Raw genomic sequence first — 18,797 nt, 5'->3', positions numbered from 1 at the left:
TCCAGTTTCATCACTGCTTTCAACCAAATAATTCCAGGAATCCACCCGTGGCAAACATCAAGTCCGCCAAGAAGCGCGCCAAGCAGACTGTCGTGCGTAACGCCCGCAACGCCAGCCAGCGTTCGATGCTGCGTACCGCCGTCAAGAAGGTGCTGAAGGCCCTCGGCGAGAACGACGCCGCGGGTGCCAAGTCCGCGTTCGACGTCGCCCAGCCGATCCTCGACCGTTTCAGCTCCCGTGGCCTGATCCACAAGAACAAGGCCGCCCGCCACAAGAGCCGCCTGGCCGCGCGCATCAAGGCGCTGGCCACCGCCGCCTGATCCGCCGCCCACCCGGGCAGCGCGACGCAAAAACCCGGCCATGGCCGGGTTTTTGTTTGCCCGCGATTCGGCCGCGGCCCGCGCCTCGGCGAGCGAACCCTCGCCCACCACGCGGGCGACAGCCGTCGCCGCCGGCGCGAGCGCGCCAGCCGCAGAGCAGCCGCCAAGGGACACCGACACCCGCATCGCGCACAGCATCGGCGCGCCGAGCGAAGCGGGATTGAAGCCGGCCACGGCGCGCCGCGAGGCGGCGGGCGCGGCCAGGCCGCGACGCGCGATGCGCCGCGGCGAAGATTGCGAAGAAGAATGCCGAGCCGCGCCGGGCTCAGGGCACATGGTCGCCGGCGGCGTTCGCGGCTTCCAGAGCCTCTTCGCGCTGGCGGTCGAAGAACGCCATCACGTCCTTCATGATCGGCCAGGTGCCTTCGCGGCCGATCGCCGAGACCAGGTACCAGCTGTCCTTCCAGCCGAGTTCGTCGATCACCGCCTGCGCCGCCGCCTGCCGCTCCTCCTCCAGCAACAGGTCGGCCTTGTTCAGGACCAGCCAGCGCGGCTTGGCCAGCAGCTCGGGGTCGTGCTTGCGCAGCTCGCGCTCGATCGCCCGCACCTGCTCGGCCGGCGACACGCCCTCGACCCCGCCCTCCATCGGCGCGATGTCGACCAGGTGCAGCAGCAAGCGAGTGCGCTGCAGATGGCGCAGGAACTGCGCGCCCAGGCCGGCGCCGTCGGCCGCACCCTCGATCAGGCCCGGAATGTCGGCGATCACGAAACTGCGGTGCGCCTCGACGCTGACCACGCCCAGGTTCGGATACAAGGTGGTGAACGGATAGTCGGCGACCTTCGGCGTCGCCGCCGAGACCGCGCGGATCAGGGTGCTCTTGCCGGCGTTCGGGAAGCCGAGCAGGCCGACGTCGGCCAGCAGCTTCAGCTCGAGCTTGAGCATCCGCTCCTCGCCCGGCAGGCCCGGCAGCGCCTTGCGCGGGGTGCGGTTGACCGAACTCTTGAAGTGCATGTTGCCCAGGCCGCCCTTGCCGCCCTGGGCCACCAGCAGACGGTCGCCGTGCGCGGTCAGGTCGCCGATCACTTCGTCGGTTTCGACGTTGGTGACCACGGTGCCGACCGGCACGGTGATGACCAGATCGTCGCCGCCCTTGCCGTACATCTGCCGGCCCATGCCGTTCTCGCCGCGCTTGGCGCGGAACTGCTTCTGGTGGCGGAAATCGACCAGGGTATTGAGGTTTTCGTCGGCGACCAGATACACGCTGCCGCCGTCGCCGCCGTCGCCGCCGTCCGGCCCGCCGAGCGGGATGAACTTCTCGCGACGGAAGCCGACGCAGCCGTTGCCGCCGTTGCCGGCGATGACCTGGATTTCTGCTTCGTCTACGAGTTTCATTGGGGACTCTGGATTCGGGACTCGGGACTCGGGACTCGGGACTCGGGACTCGGGACTCGAGGAAATAACAAGCCCGCGGCATTGTAAAGACGCGAAAGACTTCAGGCCGAGCCCGGCAAACCGGCACCCGCTTTTGCGAGTCCCGAGTCCCGAGTCCCGAAACGAAAAACCCCGCCGAAGCGGGGCTCCTCGCGTCGCGTCGCGCCGGAATTACTCGGCAGCGACGATGCTGACGGTGCGGCGCTTCTTCGGGCCCTTGGTCGAGAACTCGACCTTGCCGTCGATCAGCGCGAACAGCGTGTGGTCGCGGCCCAGGCCGACGCCGGTGCCGGCGTGGAACTGGGTGCCGCGCTGGCGCACGATGATGTTGCCGGCTTCGATGGCCTGGCCGCCGTAGATCTTCACGCCCAGGTACTTCGGGTTGGAGTCGCGGCCGTTGCGGGTGGAACCTACGCCCTTTTTATGTGCCATGGCTGCTGCTCCTTACTTGTTGTCGCCACCGGCGATGCCGGTGATCTCGATTTCGGTGTAGTGCTGACGATGGCCCATCTGCTTGCGATGGTGCTTGCGGCGACGGAACTTGACGATGCGCACCTTGTCGGCGCGGCCGTGGCCGACGACCTTGGCGGTGACGCTGGCGCCCTTGAGCGCGTCGCCGATCTTGATGCCTTCGCCGTCGCCCAGCATCAGGACGCTGTCGAACTTGATTTCGCTGCCGGCTTCGACGTCCAGCAGCTCGACGCGAAGCGTCTCGCCTTTCATCACGCGGTATTGCTTACCGCCGGTGACCAGTACTGCGTACATGACCAGATTCCTCTGTAGTTATTTTGGTCCTGCCGACCCGAACGGGGCGGACAGAAGCGGAATTCTAGAGGAAATCCGCGCACCGGGTCAAACCGGATGACCTTCGCGACACACTGGACGGGGGAAAACCCCAATAAAAAAGCACAGTTACGTCGTTTTTTCGACCGTTCGTCCGCCCTACGCCACCGTTTGGTAAAAACCCCCCGACGCCCCCCTGCGCGCCCCCGGCCCCGTGCTACATCGGCGGCGCGCATCGGGATTTCGTGATGCGCATCCCATTCCATGGAAAGCACTATGCGCATCGACTTCCTGAACTCCCTCATCGGCGACGTCGCCTACCGCTTCGGTCTGAGCACCGACCAGGCCCGCCAGCTCGCCGGCGTCCTCATCGCCCTGGTCTTCGACGAAAAGCGCGGCGGCTTCACCGGCTTCGTCCACCTGTTCGAAAGCAAGGGCCTGGGCCGCCTGGTGCAGTCCTGGATCGGCACCGGGCCGAACCAGCCGATCAGCGTGCCCCAGGTCGAACAGGCTTTCGGCGCGCCGCTGATCGGCGCCATCGCCGGCAAGCTCGGCGCCCCGGTACCGACCACCGCCGGCGCGATCGGCGCCCTGCTGCCCGGCCTGATCAACGAGCTCACCGAGGACGGCCAGGCCCCGGCCGGCATCCCCGAAACCCTGCGCTACTGGGTGGCCAGCATCGCCGACTGGCTCGGCGACCTCGGCCGCTTCGGCTGGGGCGCCCTGGCCGCCGGCGCTGCGGCGATCGGCGGCGCGGTCGCCGGCGGCGCGCGCGCGGTCGGCCACGCCGCCGACGCCACCGTCGATGCGGCGACCGATGCGGCGCGCAAGACCGGCCGCGGCCTGGCCGCGTTGCTGCCCTGGCTGATCCTGTTGCTGGCCCTGCTCGCCGCCCTGGCCTGGTTCAAGGGCTGCCAGCGCCAACGCGAGCCGGCCGACGCAGCGGTCTCCACCCCTGCCCCGCTCGGCACCGAGCCGGCGGCGACCGCGCCGGCCGCGATCGAGCCAGCCGCGCAGGCCAATGCACGTTTCAGCTTCGAGAACGCCGAAGGCAAGGCGCGCATCGCCGGCCAGGTCGCCAGCGAAGCCGAGAAGACCAAGCTGCTCGACGCGATCAAGGCCGTCTTCGGCGCCGGCAACGTCGAAGGCGACCTGGTGGTCGACGCCAGCACCGCTCCGGCGGGCTGGCTCGAGCGCCTGATCGCCCTGCTGCCGGAGTTGAAGGCGCGCGGAATCAAGCTCGGCTTCGACGGCGACAAGATCGACATCGACACCTCGACGCTGCCGGAGGCCGAGCGCTTCGCTCTGTCGCAGAAACTGCGCCAGGGTTTCGGCGGGTTCGAGATCAGCGGCTTGTGGGACCAGGCGCTGGCCGCGCTGGCTTCGCTCAAGTCCGGTTTCAGCGCCGACGACCTGGTCAAGGCGCTGAACTTGTCGGCGATCCATTTCGACACCGGCTCGGCGACGATCACCCGCGACAGCTACGAGACCCTGCGCAAGGCGGCCGAAGCGATCAAGGCAGCGCCGGCCGGCACCCGCATCGAGGTCGGCGGGCACACCGACGCCAGCGGCGACGCCGCGGCCAATCTGCAACTGTCGCTGGATCGCGCCAACGCAGTCGCCGCCAGGTTGGTCGAACTGGGCGTGAGCGGCGAGCAATTGGTCGGCAAGGGCTATGGCCAGGATCGTCCGATCGCCGACAACGCCAGCGAAGCCGGCAAGGCGCGCAATCGCCGGATGGAGTTCACCGTGCTGGATTGATCCGCGCCACCGCGTCCGGACCGGAGCGCTCGGCGCCATGCCGCGGCGCGATCGACGACACCCACAGGGCGCCGCAAGGCGCCCTGTTTCGTTCGCACCGCGCACTCGCGCAGCGCGCGTGCGGCGATCGCCGCGCCGCGCGGCTGCGCGCGCCGCCGAGGCCGCGCGCGCATCCGCAATGCGATCTGTTGCGGCCGCGCGCTCGCGACGCACGGTGCGCGGCGCGCACTAGGGTTTTCCCCAGGTCGCGCGCATGCGTCATCGGCGCGCTTCGTCGGCGCCATTGCGCATCGCCCGAAGCGAGCGCGTCCGGCGGCACCGACATGGCACGACGCAGTTCACAGATCCGAAAGAAATTTGGTCGTTACGGAAAAATCTTCGCGCCTGCGCAGCGTCCCGGCGGGCAGACGAAAACCCCTTGTTTTTTCCCGTTCAATCGATGCGCGCAAAGCCCGCCGTTGCGCCTGCGATACGTCGCGATGTGCGCTCAGTCGCATTCATGCGCGTTACACGATTTGCATGACACTTGCATGCGACCGAGAAGCTCCTTTAGCTTCGGTCGCGAGCGACTTGCAAGGGGTCGCGCGACAAGGAACAGCGGCATCGGTGGCGCCCGCACGACCGGGCGGCGGTGCGGCGGTCGCGTTGTCTCGGGGACTTCCTGCACGTGGCCGGGCAGCCATACCGCCAACCCGAACTGCCCGCGAAATCGACGTTTTCGCGCATGACGACGCAATCGACGTGACGATTCCGCGCAGCGATGCGCGGCGACGTACGCGTGCGCCGCTCGATGCCTCGCAGCCGCGATGCCGGCTGCGCAACGCAAGCCCGCGGCGGCGGGTCGGTAGCGCCGCCGCGGTCCAAGGCCCGACGCTGATGGGGATGCGAAGGGGATCATGCACAACGAAGATCAAGGATGTTTGTCATGACTCGCAAAGCTCGTTCGTTGAAATGGACTGCGTTGGCCATCGCCACCGCGGTCGTGATCGCACCGGTGGCCTATTCCGGCGGCAAGCTGCAGGCCTTCAACAAGGTCCACGGCCCGGCCGCGACGACCTCGAAGAAGGCGGTGAAGAAGGCCGCCGCCGAGACCTACAACCGCTTCATCGTCACCCGCGCGCCCGGCGCGAACGCCAAGCTCAGCGCCGCCGCGGTGAACCAGCAGTACGCCGACGCCGCGACCAAGCTCGGCATCGCGATCCGCCCGCTGCGCACCCTGGCCACCGGCGCCAGCCTGATCCGCACCGACAGCAAGCTCAGCACCGCCCAGGTCAAGGACCTGGCGATCGAGCTGATGAAGGACCCCAGCGTGATCGCGGTCGAACCCGATGTGCGCGTGCAGCGCCTGTCGGTGCCCAACGACCCCGGCTACGCCCAGCAATGGCACTACAAGAACGGCCCCGGCGGCCTCAACCTGGAGCCGGCCTGGGACCTCAGCGACGGCGACGGCATCGTGGTCGCGGTGCTCGACACCGGCATCACCCCGCATAGCGATCTGAACGCCAACATCGTGCCGGGCTACGACTTCATCGACCTGGACCCGGACGGCACCGACGCCACCGCGGTCGACGGCGACGGCCGCGACGCGGATCCGAACGATCCGGGCGACTGGCACGACGGCGAGTGCAACATTTTCAACATCCCCGAAGACAGCAGCTGGCACGGCACCCACGTCGCCGGCACCATCGCCGCGGTCAGCAACAACAGCCTCGGCGTGGCCGGCGTGGCGCACGGCGCCAAGGTCCAGCCGGTGCGCGTGCTCGGCAAGTGCGGCGGCTGGTCGTCGGACATCATCGACGCCGTGGCCTGGGCGTCCGGCGGCACCGTCGACGGCGTGCCGGCCAACCCGACCCCGGCCGAGGTGATCAACCTCAGCCTCGGCGGCAGCGGCGCCTGCAGCGTGGCCTGGCAGACCGCCTTCGACGGCGCGCGCGCGCGCGGCACCACCGTGGTGGTCGCGGCCGGCAACTCCGGCGCGGATGTCGACGGCTTCTCGCCGGCCAACTGCAACAACATCGTCGCCGTGTCCGCGGTCGGCCCGACCGGCGCGCTGGCCAGCTACTCCAACTTCGGCGTCAAGGTCGACGTGGCCGCTCCGGGCGGTACCGGCGCCACTCCGGCCGCCGACAACATCCTGTCCACCCTCAACCTGGGCACCCAGGGCCAGGCCGGCGAAGGCTATGCCTGGATGGCCGGCACCTCGATGGCGGCGCCGCACGTCGCCGGCGTGGTCGCACTGATGCAGTCGGCGGCGCCGTCGCCGAAGACCCCGGCCGAGATCGAGAAGATCCTGGTCAACACCGCCCATGTCGGCGGCCTGCCGGGCGCCTGCAGCTGGGACAAGTACTGCGGTTCGGGCATCGTCGACGCGCGTCACGCCGTCGCCGTCGCCGCCGGCAGCGAGCCGCTGCCGCCGGATCCGCAGGCGCCGGAACCCGAGCCGCCGATCGAGCTGGAGAACGGCATCACCGTGACCAACATCGAGGTCGCGGCCAACGGTACGGTCAAGTACCAGTTGCTGGTGCCGAACGGCGCGTCGAACCTGCTGTTCGCGATGTACGGCGGCACCGGCGACTCGGACATCTACGTCAAGTACGGCGCCGAGCCGACCAGCACCTCCTACGACTGCCGTCCGTTCACCGCCTCCAACAACGAGACCTGCTTCTTCCCGACCCCGAAGGGCGGGATCTGGTACGTCAACGTCAAGGGCTACCGCGCCTCGGCCGGCATCTCGCTGTACCCCAGCTTCGTCGACGCGAATTGGCCGCGCCGGCTCGACGCCAAGGCCAGCGCGCTGCCGAACCACCGCACCTCGGTCAACCTGTCGTGGGAGAAGGGCAAGAAGAACATCGACATCTATCGCAACGGCGCGATCCTCAAGACCGTGCGCAACACCGGCGCCAACACCGATACCTTCCGGATCATCGGCAGCGGCACCATGAGCTACAAGATCTGCAACAACCAGACCCAGGAATGCGCGGATCCGGTCGAGATCCAGTACAACTCCAGCAAGTGATCGCCGCCTAGGCGAGGCGAAGGACCCGGATCGCCGGGTCCTTCGTTTTTGCGGCCCCGCGCCGTCCTGACGAATCGCGCAACAACCCGCGGAGACTTCATGCGCACCACCCCGCCCGCCTTCCGTTCCGCCTCCCTTTTCGCCCCCATTTCCGCGGCCCGCGCCGGCCTGTTGCTGGTCGCGCTCGGCGCCGCGCTCTCCGGCTGCAGCCGCGCCCCGGGCGCCGGCGACGCCGCACCGGCCGCCGACCGGCCGGCGGTCGCCGCGCCGGTGGTCCGCTTCGACGCCAAGCTCAGCCTGGTCAACAACAACGGCGCGATCCGCTACGACGGCGTGGTCGACAGCGAGGCCACCCGCAAGGCGCTCGGCATCGCCCTGGCCCAGGCCTACGCCGGCCAGATCGGCGGCGACCTGCAGGTCGACAAGGCCGCCAAGCCCGCGCCGTGGCAGGACAAGCTGCCGCAATTCGCCGCCGCCCTGACCATGCCGGGCGCCGCGGTGCGCTTCGAAGGCAAGACCGTCGAACTCAGCGGCCAAGCCTCCGACGCCGACCGCGCGAGCCTGCTCGAGCAGGCCAGGAAGCTGTTCCCCGATTACCGCTACGCCGGCCTGTTCGAAGGCGTCGGCGATGCCGCCGCGTCCGCCGACGCGGCCGCCCAGGCGCTGGCCGCGCTGCAACCGGGCCAGGCCGACGGCGCGGCGGTGGCCCGGGCGCTCAACCAAATGTCGGTGCGCTTCGACGAAGGCAGCGCGCGGATCCAGGCGTCCAGCCTCGACATCCTCAGCCGCGCCGGCAAAGCCCTGCAGGCCGCACCCAAGGACGCCCGCTTCCGGATCGTCGGCCCGGGCGGCGGCGCCGGCCAGCCGGCCGACAACGAGAGCCTGTCGCGCCAACGCGCCGAAGCGGTCAAGGTCCAGTTGATCGTCGCCGGCGCCAACCCGGGCGCGCTGGAGACCCGCGGCGAGCCCGGCGCCGCCGCCACCCCGCTGCGCTTCCAGGCCGTGCCCTGAGCCAGGCTTCAAACTGAACGAAACCGGCGGGCAGGCCCCTCGCGGACCTGCCCGTTCGCGCATTCGCGCCCGGCCGCGACGGCCCCGCAGCCCCTGCCCGGCGCCGCCGCGCCGGCGCAAAGCCCGCCGCCACGGGCCCTGCATGACAACGAAGGCGACGCCCGCGGACCTTCCGTTACGCGGATTTGCCCCCATCTTCCCCACTCGATACGCTCTTCTGTTCGCCGTCGCCCTTTGCGCCGGCGACCCTCCCCTTGCAGGCACCCGATGGCGCTGGACTACATCCGCATCCGCGGCGCGCGGACGCACAACCTCAAGAACATCGATCTCGATCTGCCGCGCGACAAGCTGATCGTGATCACCGGCTTGTCCGGTTCGGGCAAGTCGTCGCTGGCCTTCGACACGATCTACGCCGAAGGCCAGCGCCGCTACGTCGAATCCCTCTCGGCCTATGCGCGGCAATTCCTGTCGGTGATGGAAAAGCCCGACGTCGACCACATCGAAGGCCTGTCGCCGGCGATCTCGATCGAGCAGAAATCGACCTCGCACAACCCGCGCTCGACCGTGGGCACGATCACCGAGGTCTACGACTACCTGCGCCTGCTGTACGCGCGGGTCGGCTCGCCGCGCTGCCCCGACCACCACTACCCGCTGGAAGCGCAGACCGTCAGCCAGATGGTCGACCAGGTCCTGGCCCTGGACCCGGAGCAGCGCTACATGCTGCTGGCGCCGGTGATCCGCGAGCGCAAAGGCGAGCACGCGCAAGTGTTCGAACAGCTGCGCGCGCAGGGCTTCGTGCGCGTGCGCGTGGACGGCGAGCTGTACGAGATCGACGCGGTGCCGCCGCTGGCGCTGCGGGTCAAGCACACCATCGAGGCGGTGGTCGACCGCTTCCGCCCGCGCGAGGACATCAAGCAGCGCCTGGCCGAGTCCTTCGAAACCGCGCTCAAGCTCGGCGACGGCATGGCCCAGGTCGTCTCGCTGGACAAGGCCGACGCGGCGCCGCTGCTGTTCTCGTCCAAGTACAGCTGCCCGGTCTGCGACTACTCGCTGCCGGAGCTGGAACCGCGCCTGTTCTCGTTCAACTCGCCGGTCGGCGCCTGCCCGACCTGCGACGGCCTGGGCGTGGCCGAGTTCTTCGATCCCGGCCGGGTGGTCACCCATCCCGAGCTGTCGCTGGCCGCCGGCGCGGTGCGCGGCTGGGACCGCCGCAACGCCTACTACTTCCAGTTGATCCAGTCGCTGGCCAAGCACTACCGCTTCAGCGTCGACGCGCCCTGGCAGTCGCTGCCGGCGCCGGTGCAGAAGGCGGTGCTGTACGGCAGCGGCGACGAGACCATCACCTTCACCTACCTCACCGAAAACGGCGGCCGCAGCCAGCGCAAGCATCGCTTCGAAGGCATCGTGCCCAACCTGGAGCGGCGCTACCGCGAGACCGAGTCGGCGGCGGTGCGCGAGGAACTGGCCAAGTACATCAGCCAGCGCCCCTGCCCCGAGTGCGCCGGCGCGCGCCTGAACCGTTCGGCGCGCAACGTGTTCGTCGCCGAGCGGCCGCTGCCGGAACTGGTGGTGCTGCCGGTCGATGAGGCGCTGTCGTTCTTCAAGGCCCTGGAACTGCCGGGCTGGCGCGGCGAGATCGCGGTCAAGATCGTCAAGGAGATCGTCGACCGCCTGCGCTTCCTGGTCGACGTCGGCCTGGACTACCTGACCCTGGAACGCAAGGCCGACTCGCTGTCCGGCGGCGAGGCCCAGCGCATCCGCCTGGCCAGCCAGATCGGCGCCGGCCTGGTCGGCGTCATGTACGTGCTCGACGAACCCTCGATCGGCCTGCACCAGCGCGACAACGAGCGTCTGCTCGGCACCCTGACCCGGCTGCGCGACCTGGGCAACACGGTGATCGTGGTCGAGCACGACGAGGACGCCATCCGCTTGGCCGACCACATCGTCGACATCGGCCCCGGCGCCGGCGTGCACGGGGGCGAAGTGGTCGCCCACGGTTCGTTCCAGGACGTGCTCAAGGCGCCGCGCTCGCTGACCGGCCAGTACCTCAGCGGCAAGCGCAAGATCGACATCCCCAAGCAGCGCCACAAGCCGAACCCGAAGTCGATGCTGCACCTGCGCGGCGCGACCGGCAACAACCTCAAGGACGTCGACCTCGACATCCCGGCAGGACTGCTGACCTGCGTCACCGGCGTGTCCGGCTCGGGCAAGTCGACCCTGATCAACGACACCCTGTACGTGATCGCCGCCAACGAGCTCAACGGCGCCTCGCAGACCGCGGCGCCGTACAAGTCGGTGGAGAACATCGAGCTGTTCGACAAGGTGGTCGATATCGACCAGTCGCCGATCGGGCGCACGCCGCGTTCGAACCCGGCCACCTACACCGGCCTGTTCACCCCGCTGCGCGAACTGTTCGCGCAGGTGCCGGAAGCGCGCGCGCGCGGCTACTCGCCGGGCCGCTTCAGCTTCAACGTGCGCGGCGGCCGCTGCGAGGCCTGCCAGGGCGACGGCCTGATCAAGGTCGAGATGCACTTCCTGCCCGACGTCTACGTGCCCTGCGACGTCTGCCACGGCAAGCGCTACAACCGCGAGACCCTGGAAGTCCTGTACAAGGGCTTCAACATCAACGACGTGCTGGAGATGACGGTCGAAGCCGCGCTGAGCCTGTTCGAGGCCGTGCCGAGCATCGCCCGCAAGCTGGAAACGCTGATGGACGTGGGCCTGAGCTACATCAAGCTGGGCCAGAGCGCGACCACCCTGTCCGGCGGCGAGGCGCAACGGGTCAAGCTGTCCAAGGAACTGTCGCGCCGCGACACCGGCCGCACCCTGTACATCCTCGACGAACCGACCACCGGCCTGCATTTCCACGACATCGAGCACCTGCTGGCGGTGCTGCACCGCCTGCGCGACGATGGCAACACCGTGGTCGTGATCGAGCACAACCTCGACGTGATCAAGACCGCCGACTGGGTCGTCGACCTGGGCCCGGAAGGCGGCCACCGCGGCGGCACCATTCTCGCCACCGGCACGCCGGAGCAGATCGCCGCGCTGCCGCATTCGCATACCGGCCGCTTCCTCGCCCCCCTGCTCGGCCTGCCCGCGGCCGATACGCACAAGAAGCCGGCGGCCAAACCTGCCAAATCCGCCACCAGCGCCACGCGCGCCAAGAAGAAGTCCGCTGCATGACCGATACCCCGTCCACGCCGGCCGCCGGCAAGAAAAAGCCGGCGCCGCGCAAGCGCGCCCCGCGCGCGCGCAAGAAACCCGAGGCCGCCGTCGCCGTCGAAGCCGCGACGCCTGCCGCGGTGGCGGCCGAAGCCGCGGTCGTTCCGGCAGCGCTTGCCGCTACCGCCGCGGTCTCCGCTGCGCCGGCGAGCGCGCCCGCGCCCGCCGTCGCGCCCGCGCCGATCGCGCTGATCAAGGTGCCGCTGTCGGTGCGCTGGCGCGACCTCGACGCCTTCAATCACGTCAACAACTCAAAGTACCTCAGCTACCTCGAGGAAGCGCGTTTGCGCTGGATGGTGACCCTGCCCGGCCATGGCATGGACGACCACGTCGCGCCGGTGGTCGCCGCCGCCCACCTCAACTACCGCCGCCCGATCGAGTGGCCGAACGAGATCGACGTCGAGCTGTTCGTCGAGCGCCTGGGCACCACCAGCGTCACCGTCGGCCACCGCATCGTCGGCGCCAACGATCCTTCCGCGCTGTATTGCGACGGCAACGTCGTGGTGGTCTGGATCCATCGCGAAACCGGCCAGGCCGCCGCCCTCCCGCAAGCCGTGCGCACGGCCTGCAGCCCGGCCTGATCCGACCGACCGTCCTGCGCGGCGCTTGCGCCCTGCGCGGGGCCTTCGCCGTCCCGTTGAATGCAGCCTCCCCCCTCGACTGCCATTCCCCCCTTTGAAAAAGGGGGGCCAGGGGGGATTTGCTTCTAGCTTCTAGCTTCTAGCTTCTAGCTTCTAGCTTCTAGCTTCTAGCCTTTCGCCATCTCGCAGCGCCGCACCAAACCGCGCTGACCCGCATGCAGGCGGCCGCGAGGATGCGGCAAAGCGATTGCCAATGGCGCGGAGACGCTCGCATCTTCTGCGCACCTTGCAGTCGCGGCTTACGCCGCTCCTCCAGGGGAAACGCGGATTCGCCGGGCGAAGATCGGCAGCCGCGCTCAGGGCGTCGGCTTGCGTACTTCGAATTCGCCCAGCAGGGTGCCGCCGTCCTTCAGCGCGAACTCCACCGCGATCCGGCTGCCCGCCTTCAGCGGCTTGTGCGGCTGCATCAGCATCAGGTGCAGGCCGCCCGGCTTGAGCACCGCCGCGCCGTCGGGCGCGATCCGCAGCTCCGGCACCGGCCGCATCTTGCTGACCCCGTCGACCACCCGGGTCTCGTGCAGGCTGACCTCGCCGAAGGCCGCGCTCTTGGCGCCGACGATGACCACCGGCGCCGCGCAACGATTCTCGATCCGGCCGAAGCCGGCCATCATCGGCATCTGCATCGGCGGCAAGCGCAACCAGCCTTCGCGGACCTGCGCTGCGCAGCGCTTGGCCGGCGCCGCCGATGCGGCCAGCGCCGCGGACGGCGCCGCGATCGCCAGCGCCAGCAGGAGTCCCATTGCGATGCGAGATGCGTTCATGACCCCATGATAGCGCCGAGGGCGGTGAAGGGGAGTTGAGAGGAACGAGTGAAGAGGAACGAGTGGCGAGCGCCCCCGCTCTCTCGCTCTCCGCTCCGCTCCCGACAACCGTACCGGGTAAGCCGCCACCGAATAGTTACGCAGCCATCGCCGCAGCGCGAAACCGCACTCCGCCACGGTTCGCATCGCCCGACCCTTGCCGCGCCGCAGCGATTGGGGGATCGTGTCGTCCGATCGGCCGGCGAACGCCCGGACCCGCGCCACGCCGGCGTCGATCCGGCGATCGCCGCCGCAGGCCATGCCTGGCCGACCCACACCGTGCGTTATCGCTGGCCCCAGGACCTCAACTCATGAGCTTCGTAGAAACCCAATCCCACGGCGACATCGTCGAGATCCGCCTGAGCCGCGCGCCGGTCAACGCGCTCGATCCGCAACTGTGCAACGCCACCCGCGAGGCGCTGGAAAGCGCCGTCAGCCACGGCGCCCACGGCATCGTCCTCAGCGGCGGGCCGAAGGTGTTCTCGGCCGGTCTCGACGTGCCGTACCTGCTCTCGCTGGGCGAGCGCAAGGATCAACTGCTGCTGGCCTGGCAGGCCTTTTTCGGCCTGGCGCGCAGCCTGGCCTCCTCGCCGGTGCCGGTGGTCGCGGCGATCGGCGGCCACGCTCCGGCCGGCGGCTGCGTGCTGGCGCTGTGCTGCGACTACCGGATCATGGCATCCGGACCGTTCCGCATCGGCCTCAACGAGACCGAGGTCGGCCTAGTCGCGCCGGAAGGCATCCAGCGCCTGATGCGGCGCGTGGTCGGCACCTACCGCGCCGAGCGCCTGCTGGTCGCCGGCGAACTGGTCGACGCCGAAACCGCGCTGCGCATCGGCCTGGTCGACGAGTTGGTCGAGATCGAACACGTCGCCACCCGCGGCAAGGTCTGGCTGGAGCATCTGTTGAGCCTGCCGCGCAGCGCGATGCTGCACACCCGCGCCCTCGCCCGCGCCGACCTGGTCGATGCGCTGCGCCCCGAGCACATCGAACTAGATCGTTTCATCGAAGCCTGGTACGGGGTCGATACGCAAACGGCGTTGAAGTCGCTGGTGGCGAAGTTGAGGAAGTGACCAGGCCAACAGTTAGCGAATAGGAGCGGACAGCCCGCAAAGGCCATGGCGCCGTTTGCGGGTCGCTCCGTCGGCGCTGTCATTGGCTTCTGCTTCCTCTACGCTCGCTACTGGCGTTACAGCATCCAAATCTCCACCCGCTCGTTCCGATAGCGGGCGCCCGCAGCGCCGGCGGCGGCCAGCGCCAGCGCGGTGCCCATGCCGCGCGCCTGCTCCACCCGCAGGCCGCGCGCCATCAGTTCCTGCGCGACCAGGTCGGCGCGGTCGTTGCTCATCATCATCGCCGCCATGCTCGAACCGGCGCTGATGTCGGCGAAACCGATCACCAGCAAACGCCGGCCGCGATTCGGCGGCAATTGCATGAAACGGCGCAGGCGGTCGAGGTCGCGCACCGTGCGGCTGTCGTAGACGCTGGCCGCCACCCCGCTTTCGCCGCCGCCGGCGAAATTGAAGCGCAGGCTCAGCGGCAGCCGCACCGCATCGGCGACCAGTCGCCGGTACTCGCTGGGGCCCTGGACGACGCGGCGGGCCCGGCCCGGAATCAAGGTCATCGCCAGGTGGCCGCTGCGCGCGACCGCGCGCTGGCCGGCGCGGGCCATCGCGTACAGGGCGAAGCTGCGGCTGAGGGCGCCCATCATCTGGCCGCCGTAGAAGTACAAGCGCCGGCTCAGCGGATAGTCCTCCGACAGCACCTCGGTATGGGTCGGCGCCACCGCCCGGCCGCCGTCGGCGATCGCCAGCGGGCGCGTGCCGGCGCCGTAGTGCGCGCCGATCGGAATCAGTCCGATCGCATGCCGGTCGGCGGCGACCGCGGCGACCAACTGCTCGGCATCGGCATGCAGTTGCGCTTCGCCGAACGCGGCGCCGCGCATGACCCGCTCGTCCATCAGGTCGCGCACCGCGCCTGCGCCCGGCATCAGATGCAGATGCACTTCGCCCGCCGCCGCGCCGAACTCGCGCCAGTCGCGCGCCTGGCCCGAGAACAGCCGTCGCAGCTGCGCGATATCGAGGCGCACCAATGGATGCCCGCGCGCGACCACCACCGCGACCCCGTCCAGCGCGACCGCGAATTCCTGATCCTGCGAAGCCAGATCGCCGAGCTGCCAGCCGGCATCGAGCTCGGCCGCGTTCGGGCGCCGGGTCATCATCGCGATCTGCGCATTGCCCTCGACCAGATCGGCGAAGCCGCGCGCCGAATCGCTGGATTCGATCTCCACCACCAGCGGCAGCCCGTCGCGCAGCGCATGGATTTCGGTGAGCCCGGCGCGCGGACGAACGTGGCGGATGCCGGCATAACCGATATCCCGCAGCCAGGACTCGGCCAGCGCCGGCGTCAGCGCGTAGGCCAGCGTGTGCGAGCCGTGGATGCGCACGCGCTCGGCGTCCTGAGCGTGCGCCTGTGCGCACAGCGCGAGCGAGAACAGGATCGAGACGAAGAAATTCAGAACCGGGCGCAACATGATGCGCACTCCCCCTGTAAGAGTGCGCGCAAGAATGGGCACGGCCTGTGACGCGGCGATTACGCGACGCGAAGCACATTAATGACGAAGCGGAATATCTTTATTTCGCCAGGCTGCAACAAATCGCTGCGTGCAACATCGCCACACAAAGCGAACGCAGCGAGACCGTACATGGCGGTCGCGGCTCGCGCCGCTCCTCCCCTGGGGCCACGACCACCGTTGCGATGCGTTGCGGTTGCGACCCGGCCGCTTGCGGACGGAAGCTTTGCTTTGAAGCTTTGAAGCTTTTGTAGCCTTCGAACGGCGAACGGCGCGAGACCGCAACAACGCGGTCGCGGCTTACGCCGCTCCTACAGACGATAGCTTCGAGCTTCGATCACTGACGACGGTCTTGGGTTCTCTGCGCGTCCCGTGGTCGCGGCTCATGACCGGAGGAAATCCCTGTGGGACGCCGCTCCTACAGGGGGCCAGGACAAGACACGGCGGACGGGCAGGACGGCGTCGCGGCTTGCGACCGAAGGAAATCCCTTTGGGGCGCCGCTGCTACAGCAACCGGTACGGCGTACGCGGCCGCGCTACCGCAACATCCTCATTCCGGCCCGGTCGCCACCGGACGCTGCGGGTCTTCGATCCAGCCGCTCCACGAACCGGTGTACAGCGCCGCGCCGTCGAAACCGGCGTGCGCCATCGCCAACAGGTGATGGCAGGCGGTGACGCCGGAACCGCACATCGCCGCGACTTCGCCCGGCGCGCGATCGCCGAGCAAGGGCGCGAACTCCTGCGCCAAGGCCTCGCCCGACTTGAACCGGCCGTCGGCCAGATTGCTGGCGAAGGCGCGGTTGCGCGCGCCCGGCACGTGTCCGGCGACGCGGTCCAGCGGCTCGACTTCGCCGCGGAAACGCTCGCCGGCGCGGGCGTCGATCAACAGGCCGCCGGAATCCAGCAGCGCCCGCACGTCCTGCGCGTCGAGCAGCCGGCGACGGTCGTAGTCGGCCTCGTAGCGCGCCGGCTGCGGCGCCGGCAGCTCGGCGTCGGTCGGCAGGCCGAGCGCGCTCCAGCGCTGCCAGCCGCCGTCGAGCACGGCTATGCGGCGGTGGCCGAGCACGCGCAGCAGGAACCACAACCGCGCCGCAGCCAGCGCGCCGTCGGCGCTGTCGTAGGCGACGACCTGGTGCTGCGGGGTGACGCCCCACTCGCCCAGGCGCGCGGTGAAATCGGCCGCGTCCGGCCAGGGATGGCGTCCGCCGCCGCGCTTGCGATGGTCGGACAGGTCGCGGTCCAGGTCGGCATAGCGCGCGCCGGGGATGTGCGCCTCGCGGTAGGCCCGCTCGCTGGCGGCGCGGTCGGTCAGCGAGGTGCGCGTGTCGATCACGATCAGGTCCGGCCGGCCGAGCGCCGCGGCCAGGTCTTCGGCCGACACCAGGGTGGTCCACTGCATCATCGGATCGTCTCCAGTCGTTGCCGCAGGTTCAACAGCATCGAAGCGGTCGCGCCCCAGATGCGCTGGTCCGGCCAGCGGTACTCGAGCACGTGGCGCGCCCGCCCCTTGTAGTCGAGCGCGCGGGTGGTGAGATTGTCGGGGTCGAGCAGGAACGCCAGCGGCACTTCGAACACTTCGGCCACTTCGTTCGGATCCGGCCGGGCGACATAGCCCGGGTCGATCGTCGCCACCAGCGGCAACACCCGGAAGCCGGTGATGGTGACCAAGGGGTCGAGGAAGCCCAGCGGCGCGATCAGCGCGCCCGGCACGCCGACTTCCTCCTGGGTTTCGCGCAGCGCCGCGGCGACCGCGTCGACGTCGTCGGGCTCGATCCGGCCGCCCGGAAAACTGACCTGGCCGCCGTGCTGGCGCAGCCCGTCGGTGCGCCGGGTCAGCAGCACCTGCACGCCCTCGGCGCGCGGCACCAGCCCGACCAGCACCGCCGCCTGCGCGCGCAGAGCGTCGTCGGGCAGCAGGCCGCTGAGGTCGTCGAGGTTCCAGCCGTCGCTCTCCGGCGCGGCGTCCAGCGGATGCAGCGCGGCCAGCAGGCGGATCCGCGCGGGCGAATCGGCGGCGAGGAATTCGGCGCCGAAGCCCTCGGCGAACGCGGCCCGGCTCATCGGCCCGTTTCGCGCAGCGGCAGCACCTGTTCCATCAGCCGCAGGCGCTCGTCGTCGTTCATCTGCGACCAGCGCGCGATCTCGGCCGTGGTGCGCAAGCAGCCCTGGCACAGGCCGTCGTCGCCGAGTTGGCAGATGCCGATGCAGGGGCTCAGCACCGCGCGGAAAGTCGTCATGTCGTCCAACCTGGCCATGCGGCCATTGTGCCTCGCGCGGCGGCCGACCGCAGCCGGCGCGCGCACGGCGAATGCGGCGGCCGGACGGCGCCGGCCGCAGAAACGACTTGCGCCGGACGAGCCGGCGCAAGTGGGTGTTGCGAAGCGGGTCTTACTTGACGCTGACCAGCTTGATCTCGAACTGCACCGCGACGTTCGGCGGGAACGGGGTGCGCGGGTCGGCGCCGTAGGCCTTGTCCGACGGCAGGGTCACTTCCCACTTCGAGCCGGTCGGCATCTGCAGCAGCACTTCGCGCATCGCCGCCATTTCGATCTCGCTGACCTTGATCGCCGGGATCGAGTTGGCCGGACGCGCCTGCGCCGGACGCTCGCCGAACGGGTACGGGCCGGCCACTTCCAGGGCCACGGTGCTGGCCTGGGTCGGCTTGGCGCCGGTGCCGTTCTCGATCACCCGGTACTGCACGCCGCTCGGCAGCGCCTTTACGCCCGCCTTGGACTTGTTGGCGTTGATGAAGGCGTCGCTCTTGGTCTTGTTCTCGGACGCGGCCTTGTCCCACTCGGCCTTGGCCTTGTCCTGCTGGCGCTTCTGCATGTTCTGCACCGCAGTGCGCAGTTGGTCGACCGGCACCGACGGCTGCTTCTTGGAGTAACCGTCCTGCAAGCCCTTGACGATGGTGTTCACGTCGACCTGTTCGCCGCTTTCCACGGCATTGCGGCCGAGGTCGTAACCGAGCGCATAGCTCAGCTTGCCCTTCTCGGTAGAAGTGTCCTGCGCGACGGCGTTGCCGGCGGTCAGAGCCAGGGCCGCAACGGCGGCAGCAATCAGACGCAACTTCATTCGGTGGAATCTCCGCTAATGGCACGGGGCGACCTGCGCCGCCCCGATCGGCTGGGGACATCGTCAACCTGTCCCGATTTGAAAGCCCTGGCTCGGTCGTAAGCGGCCGACAGGACGGGTTAGGATACCGGCGGCAGCGCTTAACCGCCACTGACGCCGTCCCG

General features: G+C 69.4%; 14 protein-coding genes and 1 pseudogene. 7 read left to right on the top strand and 8 right to left on the bottom strand.

Going from position 1 to position 18,797, the window contains the following annotated elements; genetic code table 11:
• Nucleotides 1-47 precede the first annotated feature (47 nt).
• A complete protein-coding gene (gene rpsT / locus AC3A57_RS19110; RefSeq protein ID WP_221673190.1) occupies nucleotides 48-320 on the top strand; it encodes a 30S ribosomal protein S20 in 273 nt (90 codons plus the stop codon).
• Between the two features lie 325 nt (nucleotides 321-645).
• Here rpsT and cgtA read toward each other — a convergent pair whose 3' ends face one another.
• The 3 genes from cgtA to rplU all read right to left on the bottom strand — a co-directional run bounded on the left by cgtA (nucleotide 646) and on the right by rplU (nucleotide 2,517).
• Nucleotides 646-1,713, bottom strand: a complete 1,068-nt coding sequence (gene cgtA, locus AC3A57_RS19105; RefSeq protein WP_487580362.1) for an Obg family GTPase CgtA — start codon at nucleotides 1,711-1,713, stop codon at nucleotides 646-648.
• A 210-nt stretch (nucleotides 1,714-1,923) separates the two neighbouring features.
• On the bottom strand, nucleotides 1,924-2,184 hold the full coding sequence (gene rpmA, locus AC3A57_RS19100; protein WP_221673192.1) for a 50S ribosomal protein L27: 261 nt from the start codon (nucleotides 2,182-2,184) through the stop codon (nucleotides 1,924-1,926).
• A gap of 12 nt (nucleotides 2,185-2,196) precedes the next feature.
• Nucleotides 2,197-2,517: a 50S ribosomal protein L21 gene (gene rplU / locus AC3A57_RS19095; RefSeq protein ID WP_064750124.1), complete on the bottom strand. Its 321-nt coding sequence runs from the start codon at nucleotides 2,515-2,517 to the stop codon at nucleotides 2,197-2,199.
• Nucleotides 2,518-2,799: 282 nt separating this feature from the next.
• On the opposite strand from rplU, the gene AC3A57_RS19090 reads away from it, so the two are divergent.
• The 5 genes from AC3A57_RS19090 to AC3A57_RS19070 all read left to right on the top strand — a co-directional run bounded on the left by AC3A57_RS19090 (nucleotide 2,800) and on the right by AC3A57_RS19070 (nucleotide 12,129).
• Nucleotides 2,800-4,296, top strand: coding sequence for an OmpA family protein (locus tag AC3A57_RS19090; protein WP_487580361.1), 1,497 nt, complete (start codon nucleotides 2,800-2,802; stop codon nucleotides 4,294-4,296).
• Between the two features lie 925 nt (nucleotides 4,297-5,221).
• The gene (locus AC3A57_RS19085; RefSeq protein WP_487580360.1) at nucleotides 5,222-7,312 is read left to right on the top strand and encodes a S8 family peptidase; all 2,091 of its coding nucleotides are present in this window, start codon (nucleotides 5,222-5,224) and stop codon (nucleotides 7,310-7,312) included.
• Between the two features lie 99 nt (nucleotides 7,313-7,411).
• Nucleotides 7,412-8,323: an OmpA family protein gene (locus AC3A57_RS19080; RefSeq protein ID WP_487580359.1), complete on the top strand. Its 912-nt coding sequence runs from the start codon at nucleotides 7,412-7,414 to the stop codon at nucleotides 8,321-8,323.
• 267 nt (nucleotides 8,324-8,590) lie between these two features.
• Nucleotides 8,591-11,509 (top strand): excinuclease ABC subunit UvrA, encoded by a 2,919-nt coding sequence (gene uvrA, locus AC3A57_RS19075; protein WP_487580358.1) that lies wholly within the window; start codon nucleotides 8,591-8,593, stop codon nucleotides 11,507-11,509.
• Nucleotides 11,510-11,730: 221 nt separating this feature from the next.
• Complete coding sequence (locus AC3A57_RS19070; RefSeq protein ID WP_487580440.1) at nucleotides 11,731-12,129, top strand: acyl-CoA thioesterase; 399 nt, start codon at nucleotides 11,731-11,733, stop codon at nucleotides 12,127-12,129.
• A gap of 356 nt (nucleotides 12,130-12,485) precedes the next feature.
• On the opposite strand, the gene AC3A57_RS19065 is transcribed toward AC3A57_RS19070, so the two are convergent.
• Nucleotides 12,486-12,929: a copper chaperone PCu(A)C gene (locus AC3A57_RS19065; RefSeq protein ID WP_487580357.1), complete on the bottom strand. Its 444-nt coding sequence runs from the start codon at nucleotides 12,927-12,929 to the stop codon at nucleotides 12,486-12,488.
• A gap of 371 nt (nucleotides 12,930-13,300) precedes the next feature.
• On the opposite strand from AC3A57_RS19065, the gene AC3A57_RS19060 reads away from it, so the two are divergent.
• Entirely contained in the window at nucleotides 13,301-14,059 is a 759-nt protein-coding gene (locus tag AC3A57_RS19060) for an enoyl-CoA hydratase/isomerase family protein (protein WP_487580356.1), read from the top strand.
• 116 nt (nucleotides 14,060-14,175) lie between these two features.
• Here AC3A57_RS19060 and AC3A57_RS19055 read toward each other — a convergent pair whose 3' ends face one another.
• From AC3A57_RS19055 to AC3A57_RS19040, 4 genes and pseudogenes are all read right to left on the bottom strand, one after another.
• Nucleotides 14,176-15,519, bottom strand: coding sequence for a substrate-binding domain-containing protein (locus AC3A57_RS19055; RefSeq protein ID WP_487580355.1), 1,344 nt, complete (start codon nucleotides 15,517-15,519; stop codon nucleotides 14,176-14,178).
• Nucleotides 15,520-16,108: 589 nt separating this feature from the next.
• Complete coding sequence (locus AC3A57_RS19050; protein WP_487580354.1) at nucleotides 16,109-16,960, bottom strand: sulfurtransferase; 852 nt, start codon at nucleotides 16,958-16,960, stop codon at nucleotides 16,109-16,111.
• Nucleotides 16,957-17,795: pseudogene (locus AC3A57_RS19045) on the bottom strand (NUDIX hydrolase). The gene AC3A57_RS19050 and the pseudogene AC3A57_RS19045 overlap by 4 nt, the downstream one beginning before the upstream one ends.
• 151 nt (nucleotides 17,796-17,946) lie before the next feature.
• Nucleotides 17,947-18,633, bottom strand: a complete 687-nt coding sequence (locus AC3A57_RS19040) for an FKBP-type peptidyl-prolyl cis-trans isomerase N-terminal domain-containing protein (RefSeq protein ID WP_221673203.1) — start codon at nucleotides 18,631-18,633, stop codon at nucleotides 17,947-17,949.
• Between the last annotated feature and the right edge of the window lie 164 nt (nucleotides 18,634-18,797).

Source organism: Lysobacter sp. Soil_C_15 (assembly GCF_057657315.1).
The sequence above is the reverse complement of the archived record's forward strand: the minus strand, read 5'-3'. Positions and strand labels throughout refer to the sequence as shown.

Coding starts and splice junctions, on each gene's coding strand:
- AC3A57_RS19060 (WP_487580356.1), top strand. CDS start 13,301: ATGAGCTTCGTAGAAACCCAATCCCACGGCGACATCGTCGAGATCCGC.
- AC3A57_RS19085 (WP_487580360.1), top strand. CDS start 5,222: ATGACTCGCAAAGCTCGTTCGTTGAAATGGACTGCGTTGGCCATCGCC.
- AC3A57_RS19040 (WP_221673203.1), bottom strand. CDS start 18,633: ATGAAGTTGCGTCTGATTGCTGCCGCCGTTGCGGCCCTGGCTCTGACC.
- AC3A57_RS19050 (WP_487580354.1), bottom strand. CDS start 16,960: ATGATGCAGTGGACCACCCTGGTGTCGGCCGAAGACCTGGCCGCGGCG.
- cgtA (WP_487580362.1), bottom strand. CDS start 1,713: ATGAAACTCGTAGACGAAGCAGAAATCCAGGTCATCGCCGGCAACGGC.
- rplU (WP_064750124.1), bottom strand. CDS start 2,517: ATGTACGCAGTACTGGTCACCGGCGGTAAGCAATACCGCGTGATGAAA.
- AC3A57_RS19080 (WP_487580359.1), top strand. CDS start 7,412: ATGCGCACCACCCCGCCCGCCTTCCGTTCCGCCTCCCTTTTCGCCCCC.
- AC3A57_RS19090 (WP_487580361.1), top strand. CDS start 2,800: ATGGAAAGCACTATGCGCATCGACTTCCTGAACTCCCTCATCGGCGAC.
- uvrA (WP_487580358.1), top strand. CDS start 8,591: ATGGCGCTGGACTACATCCGCATCCGCGGCGCGCGGACGCACAACCTC.
- AC3A57_RS19055 (WP_487580355.1), bottom strand. CDS start 15,519: ATGTTGCGCCCGGTTCTGAATTTCTTCGTCTCGATCCTGTTCTCGCTC.
- rpmA (WP_221673192.1), bottom strand. CDS start 2,184: ATGGCACATAAAAAGGGCGTAGGTTCCACCCGCAACGGCCGCGACTCC.
- AC3A57_RS19065 (WP_487580357.1), bottom strand. CDS start 12,929: ATGGGACTCCTGCTGGCGCTGGCGATCGCGGCGCCGTCCGCGGCGCTG.